This is a genomic window from Oligella sp. HMSC05A10, assembly GCF_001808335.1.
GTDB classification, from domain to species: Bacteria; Pseudomonadota; Gammaproteobacteria; order Burkholderiales; family Burkholderiaceae_B; genus Oligella; species Oligella urethralis.
Genome location: NZ_KV792948.1, coordinates 1 through 6,329, shown reverse-complemented (window position 1 = coordinate 6,329; position 6,329 = coordinate 1). Strand labels below are relative to the sequence as shown.

6 protein-coding genes are annotated in these 6,329 nt (G+C 45.8%); all 6 read left to right on the top strand.

Annotation, left to right across the window (positions count from 1 at the left end):
- The coding region (locus HMPREF3144_RS09205) for a GAD-like domain-containing protein (RefSeq protein WP_141742769.1) at positions 1 to 590 on the top strand (590 nt) is incomplete at its 5' end.
- 329 nt (positions 591 to 919) lie between these two features.
- The gene (locus HMPREF3144_RS09200) at positions 920 to 2,767 is read left to right on the top strand and encodes a type VI secretion system Vgr family protein (RefSeq protein WP_070477569.1); all 1,848 of its coding nucleotides are present in this window, start codon (positions 920 to 922) and stop codon (positions 2,765 to 2,767) included.
- 12 nt (positions 2,768 to 2,779) lie between these two features.
- A complete protein-coding gene (locus HMPREF3144_RS09195; RefSeq protein ID WP_070477567.1) occupies positions 2,780 to 3,955 on the top strand; it encodes a DUF2169 family type VI secretion system accessory protein in 1,176 nt (391 codons plus the stop codon).
- A gap of 5 nt (positions 3,956 to 3,960) precedes the next feature.
- Positions 3,961 to 4,317, top strand: a complete 357-nt coding sequence (locus HMPREF3144_RS09190) for a DUF4150 domain-containing protein (RefSeq protein WP_070477565.1) — start codon at positions 3,961 to 3,963, stop codon at positions 4,315 to 4,317.
- A gap of 135 nt (positions 4,318 to 4,452) precedes the next feature.
- Positions 4,453 to 5,367: a polymorphic toxin type 15 domain-containing protein gene (locus HMPREF3144_RS09185; protein ID WP_141742768.1), complete on the top strand. Its 915-nt coding sequence runs from the start codon at positions 4,453 to 4,455 to the stop codon at positions 5,365 to 5,367.
- Entirely contained in the window at positions 5,364 to 6,059 is a 696-nt protein-coding gene (locus HMPREF3144_RS09180) for a GAD-like domain-containing protein (RefSeq protein ID WP_070477561.1), read from the top strand. Before HMPREF3144_RS09185 ends, HMPREF3144_RS09180 begins: the two co-directional genes overlap by 4 nt.
- Positions 6,060 to 6,329: the final 270 nt, after the last annotated feature.

Genomic DNA, 6,329 nt, shown 5'->3' with positions numbered 1-6,329 from the left:
TTAAAGGAAGTTACACAAAATTATTTACAGGCCCGTTTTATATTTGGGACAAGGTCGGCTTTGCGTCTTTCGAACAGGGGAGTTATCACTTTGTGAACCCCATGGACTACGTAGACATTTTAACGCAGTGCTTAGAGGGCACGGATTTGGCTGCGGTGGATGATTTTTTAGTGGTGGGGCGCAACGCCTTTGGTGAGCTAAAGGTGATGGGCACACACACTAAGTCGCGATTAACCATCGACATGGAGTATTTACGTATTTTTCCGAGCATCGATCGGCGGGAAACAGAAGATTCTATGATCGCGATAGAGTTTTTTACGCAGTTAAACTCTTTTGACTCCGATCGGGAAAATAACGCCTCTTTTATCAAACAGCTGGCCTATTGCCAACAGCAGTTTGGGCCATTGCAGTCGCACGAGATGTATGGTTTGGCCCCTCACCCGGCGCTAGGCGGGGGTGAGCCGAGCCTTAAGCATCGCTTTAAGACGGACGTGATTCCGTATCTGACCATGGTGTCGCAGTTGGATCAGTTCGAGGTCATGATGGACATCGTGCAGTATGCCAAATCAATGGGGGTGATGCCGGAGTAAATGCAGTAGTCAAACCTCTAGCAGGGGATGTAGGAATAACTAACTATGGTCATGGCGGTTTTACATGTTCAGGAGCGGCTGCTGACTCAAACTGAAGCTACTTAATGTCTTTCTTGCGCTAACGTTTGATGACTGTATGTATTTTCTGATGATATTAAACAAAGCTGATTAACGTCATTTTAAGCCGGATTGACGTGTCGGCTTATAGGTGGGTGTTGAATAACTATCGTCATGAATTTGTCATCATGTCCTGCTAAGCTCTGTTAATCAAGGGGTGCACGAAGGTTATGTTCGTGCACTTTTTTAGTGACAGAAAGTACAGGTGTGTAGTGACCACTCTATCTTGGCTTCAGCCCGAACGACTTGCAACGGTTTATTTTAATCCGCCTTTGACCTCTCATTATGATGTGTCTGCGGGTTTTCTCTTTGAGTCCCTCGAAGGTAGTGAGGGACTGTCGAATTTGTATACCTTTAAAATTCGTCTTTTGCATCCCGCCCAGTCTTTAAAAGATGAAGACTGTTTGAATCAGCCGTTGTGTATTGAGTTGGCCACCCCTGGTGTGCCTCGGTATCTGCATGGTTTTGTGAGCGAATGGGCTTTTCTGGGAGCAGCCGACCCTGAGCAGCGATATTGGCGTTATGAAGCGGTGGTGCGTCCTACCTTGTGGTTGGCGACCTTGAACCGTAACTTTCGGATCTTTCAGAACTTGAGTACGCAACAGATCATCGAGCAGGTGCTTGAACCCTACAATTTGATTTGTCAGTTTCACTTAAGAGAAAGTCAACGCTATGAGGTGCGTGAATATTGCGTGCAATATGATGAATCAGATTTCAATTTTATCAGTCGCTTATTAGAGTTGGAAGGTGTTCATTATCAATTTAAGCATTTTGACGATCGGCATGAAGTGCATTTTTACAATAGCAATGAAGCGCATCCTCTAATTGAGGGCTATGAAGAGATTGATTATCTTCCGGATGAGGCCTTGGGTTTGCGCGCTAAACGACACTATATCAGCGACTGGCAAAGCGTACGGCGACTACATAGCAGTCACCTTGAAACTAGTCATTACGACTACCGTAAACCCAATGTGGATTTACGCTACAATTCGCAGCATCCTGACAAGTACTTACCTATGACCCAAGTTTATGAATGGCCTGGTAATTACTGTGACTTGGATATGGGTAGTTATCACGCCGAGCGTCGCCTGCATTATTTTAATTATTTAGCGCATCAGAAAACCTGCTTAAGCACCGCTCTTGGCTTGACGACTGGAGCACGCTTTACGTTACGTGGTTACCCACGGCATGAAGAAAATGAGCTTTATTTGGTGGTAGAAACTCGGTTTAACCTCAGAGAGAATCCCTATCATTCTACTGAGGAGGAGCGCGCAGGGCGTATTGCTGAGCTGTATTTGACGGTGCAACGCGCTGATGAACCCTATTATCCGCCACTACAACACCCTAAACCGAAAACCTATGGTCCGCAAACCGCTGTGGTGGTGGGCCCTAAGGGACAGGAAATTTGGACTAATGATCTGGGTCAAGTCAAAGTTCAGTTTTTCTGGGATCGCTATGGGCAAAGCGATGAAAATAGTTCGTGCTGGATTCGAGTGAGTCACCCTTGGGCAGGGGCTAATCATGGTGCGATTCAAATTCCCCGAGTTGGTGATGAAGTGATTGTGGACTTTTTAAATGGTGATCCGGACTATCCGATGATTACTGGACGAGTGTATAACCAAGGCAGTGAACCACCTTGGTCTTTACCAGAAAATGCCACGCAGATGGGTTTTTTCTCGCGCTCTAGTCCCGACGGAGACCGAAGTACTGCTAATATTTTTCGTTTTGAGGACAAAATGGGGCAGGAGCAGATATACCTTCGTGCTGAACGGGATATGGATACCGAAGTGAAGCGCAATGAAACATTATGTGTGAAACAAGATCGCATAAAAAAAGTTCATCGTGATGAGATCACGGTAATTGGTCAAAATCGCGAGGAAAAAGTTGGTGATATTCTGCGGGTTCAGGCTGGTCAGTTGATTGAGTGGCAATGTGGTCCAGCTAGCATTCAATTGCATCCCGATGGTCTGGTGCGTATCAGAGGCGTCCGTTTTGAGTTTGAAGCAGATGGTCACGTACAGATCAGTAGCGGTAACGGTCAAGACATTGATCTTAACTAAATGGGGTAGGTTGTGGAATTTAGAAACCTGACCCCCTTTGATTCGGCGTGCTACAAGATGCTTGATGTTGATGATCAAGCGTTTCATGTGGTGGCGATGAAGGTGGCTTACTCGTTGCAAAACCGTCAATGTGTGATTGATGAAAATCACTACCCCTCGCTATGCGTACAAGATGAATTCACAGGGGAGGTTAATCGTTCATCTATTCGTTATGAAAGTGATTTTGCGCCCTATAAGCCTTTATGTGATGTCATTGTTAACGCAGTTGCCTATGTGCCGGGCGTAGAGCCAGTGGTGTCGTTTCCAGTTAACGTAGTGATGACAGATGGTAGTGGGCACGTTTTGTTAGACAAAACCTTGATTGTTCAAGGTGAAAAAACGTACCGTTACCATGCATCAAAGCTAGAAGAATCAGAGATAACTCCTTTTCTTACGCTGCCTATTGATTATCAATATGCCTTTGGTGGTGAGAATAAAATCTATACAAATAGCCCTTATGCGGATGCACTGCAAGATGAAGACAGGCTTAGCGAAGCAGCGTTGGCAGAGCATCCTGAGGCAAACCCGCCCATTGCTCATACGGCATTTGAAGATAATATTATCGGCACCGGATTTGCTGAGCGGTGGTATGTTGATGCGATTAAGGAAGGCATAAGCTTTACTGCTCCTCGAATTTTAAATCCAGAGCATCCATTTACTTTAGACAGTTTTGCTAATCAGCTGAAACGTCAACGTAACACACCAGAATTTATTCCTGCTGGCTTAGGCTTTGTTTCAAGAGCGACTAAAAGAAGGCGGGCACTCGCGGGTACCTATGATGCAGAGTGGCTCAATCACCGTCACCCTTATTTGCCTAAGGACTTTGATTTTTCCTACTGGAACGGAGCGCCAGAAGATCAGCAAATTCCTTATCCTCCTAATCACATGAAGATAGCGCTGACTAACCTTTCTGGTACTTGTTCGTGGGAGATTGAGCTGCCAACCCATCGCGCCTTTATTTTGCTTCGAATGAATAACGGTGCGTTTATTCCTGTCATGCTCAACATTGATACGGTCATTATTGAGCCTGAGCAGAATCATGTTTTATTGACGCATCGCATCCAGCTTCCTACGGAGTTAGATATACGCGTTATAGAGGCGCGTTTTGAAGTGAATCCAGAAGCCCCTCTTTTGACGATTAAAGGATAGAGCAGATGGCAGATGACTTTATGGCCCGTAAGAGCGAGCAATGGATGATTATTTCCATTGTGCCAGATGTTTGTAAAACACCAGTTGGTTCTTCGACACCGCCGGTTCCATACCCAGTGGTCGCTTATTTGTCAGCGGCAAAACATATGAGTCCAAACGTGAGACTTAATGGGGAGGAGGCTGTTATTTTAGATCACAGCTATGTGGCGACAACGCTTGGTGCTCAAGCAGGTGTGGCCAAAGGAATCAAAAGCGGTACCGTGGGCGGAAAATGTTATTTTGATGAGCACAGTCAGAGTGTGCGCGTTAATAAGAAAAGGATTATCCGACATAACGATCTTGCTTGGATGAACGGTGCTTAAATGAACCAAGGAAATACCAAAGGCAGCGTTACGAGGCAACCTGTCCCATCTTCTAATACACCAGCTACTGCCAATCCTCAGTTGAGCGGTGAGACAGTAGAAGAGAAAGGTTTTTTTGGTAGAGCTTGGGACAATATGGCAGATAGCTCCAGTTGGCTAAGTGATAAAGTAGCGGATGGCGCGGCTTGGGTTGTCAATAATCCATGGGAGGCCACGCATTTAGCATTAGATGTGGCTGGTATGGTGCCTGCGATTGGCGAAGTAGCCGATGGCACAAATGCACTGATTTATTTAGCGAGAGGTGATAAGACAAATGCCGCTCTTTCGGCTGCTGCCATGATTCCAGTCGTTGGTTCGACGGCGACGGTTGGTAAAATGACAGATAAGGCGGTGAGGATTGTAGGTAAAGGGAGAGCAAAATCGCCTCCGGGTGGCAAAATTCGAGGTCCTAAACGAGCCCGCATGCAACCACATCGGGTCAAATGTTTTAAACCAGTCAATACCCCTAATGCGAGAGCGGCGGCTAGGAAAAATATCAACAAAGACTATCCAAAGGGATCGAAACATAAAACAGAGCAACAGTACTTACGTGATGAAACCGAAAGTCAGCTTAGTAATCAAGAGGCTGCACTAAAGAACATGACGGTTAAAGAGTACAAGGAAGGCCGTGATTTCTATAAGAAACATGGACGCGGCAGTAGCGTCAATCATGCGGAACTCCGAGAGAAGCATAGAAAAGAGATAGCGAAAAAACGGGGTGGAGAGTATGAAGAATCTGGTATGAATCGAAACGAAGCCAAAGCGTTAGCCAAAACTGAGAGTTATGAGATCATGGAAACTTTGGCGGTTTTACACGATCCTGATCAGGTGTTAGGCGGTATACACTCTAAAACAGAGAAGTTGGGTTTATCCAATGTGAACTCTTCGATTGGTTCCAGCTGGAATAGGAAAGAAAAAGGGCAACTGAGTCGGGTAGAATCCCTTGATGAGGCAGTCAAGCATCTGCCGGATGATGAATTATTAAATATAGCATTGGAGGTTTGTTCATGATGTTAAGTCAAAAAGCGATCAATAAAGTTCAAGAAAACCTGGAGTACATCGAAAGTACCTATACCGATTTTTCCATCGGTGACAAGCCGGATGGAGACTTTATTGCGCAGTACCGTTCGGTGTTGCCAGAGACTTTGTTTTATATTTGGGACAAGGTCGGCTTTGCGTCTTTCGAACAGGGGAGTTATCACTTTGTGAATCCCATGGACTACGCAGACATTTTAGCCCAGTGCTTAGAGGGCACGGATTTGGCTGCGGTGGATGATTTTTTAGTGGTGGGACGCAACGCCTTTGGTGAGTTAGCGGTGATGGGCACACACACCAAGTCAACCTTAACCATCGACATGGAGTATTTACGCATTTTTCCGAGCATCGATCGACGGGAAAAAGATGATTTTGTGACCGCGATTGAATTTTTTATCCAATTAAATTCTTTCGACTCCGATCGGGAAGATAACGCTTCCTTTATCAAGCAGCTGGCCTATTGCCAACAGCAGTTTGGGCCGTTGCAGTCACACGAGGTGTATGGTTTGGCCCCTCACCCCGCGCTAGGCGGGGGTGAACCGAGCCTCAAGCACCGCTTTAAGACGGACGTGATTCCGTATCTGTCCATGGTGTCACAGTTGGATCAGTTCGAGGTCATGATGGACATCGTACAGTATGCCAAATCGATGGGGTTGATGCCCGAGTAAGCGCGGCAGTCAAACCTCTATCAGGCTTTCTTGCGCTAACGTTTGATGAGTGTATGTATTTTCTGATGACATTAAGCAAAGCTAATTAACGTCATTTTAAGCCCGATTGACGTGTTGGCTTATAAGTGGGTGTTGAATAACTATCGTCATGAGTTTGTCATCATGTCCTGTTAAGCTCCGTTAATCAAGGGGTGCACGAAAATTATGTTCGTGCACTTTTTGTTTGCCCAGCGAGATTGGCAAACCCGACAGGTTGCAAGAGACCTGTAT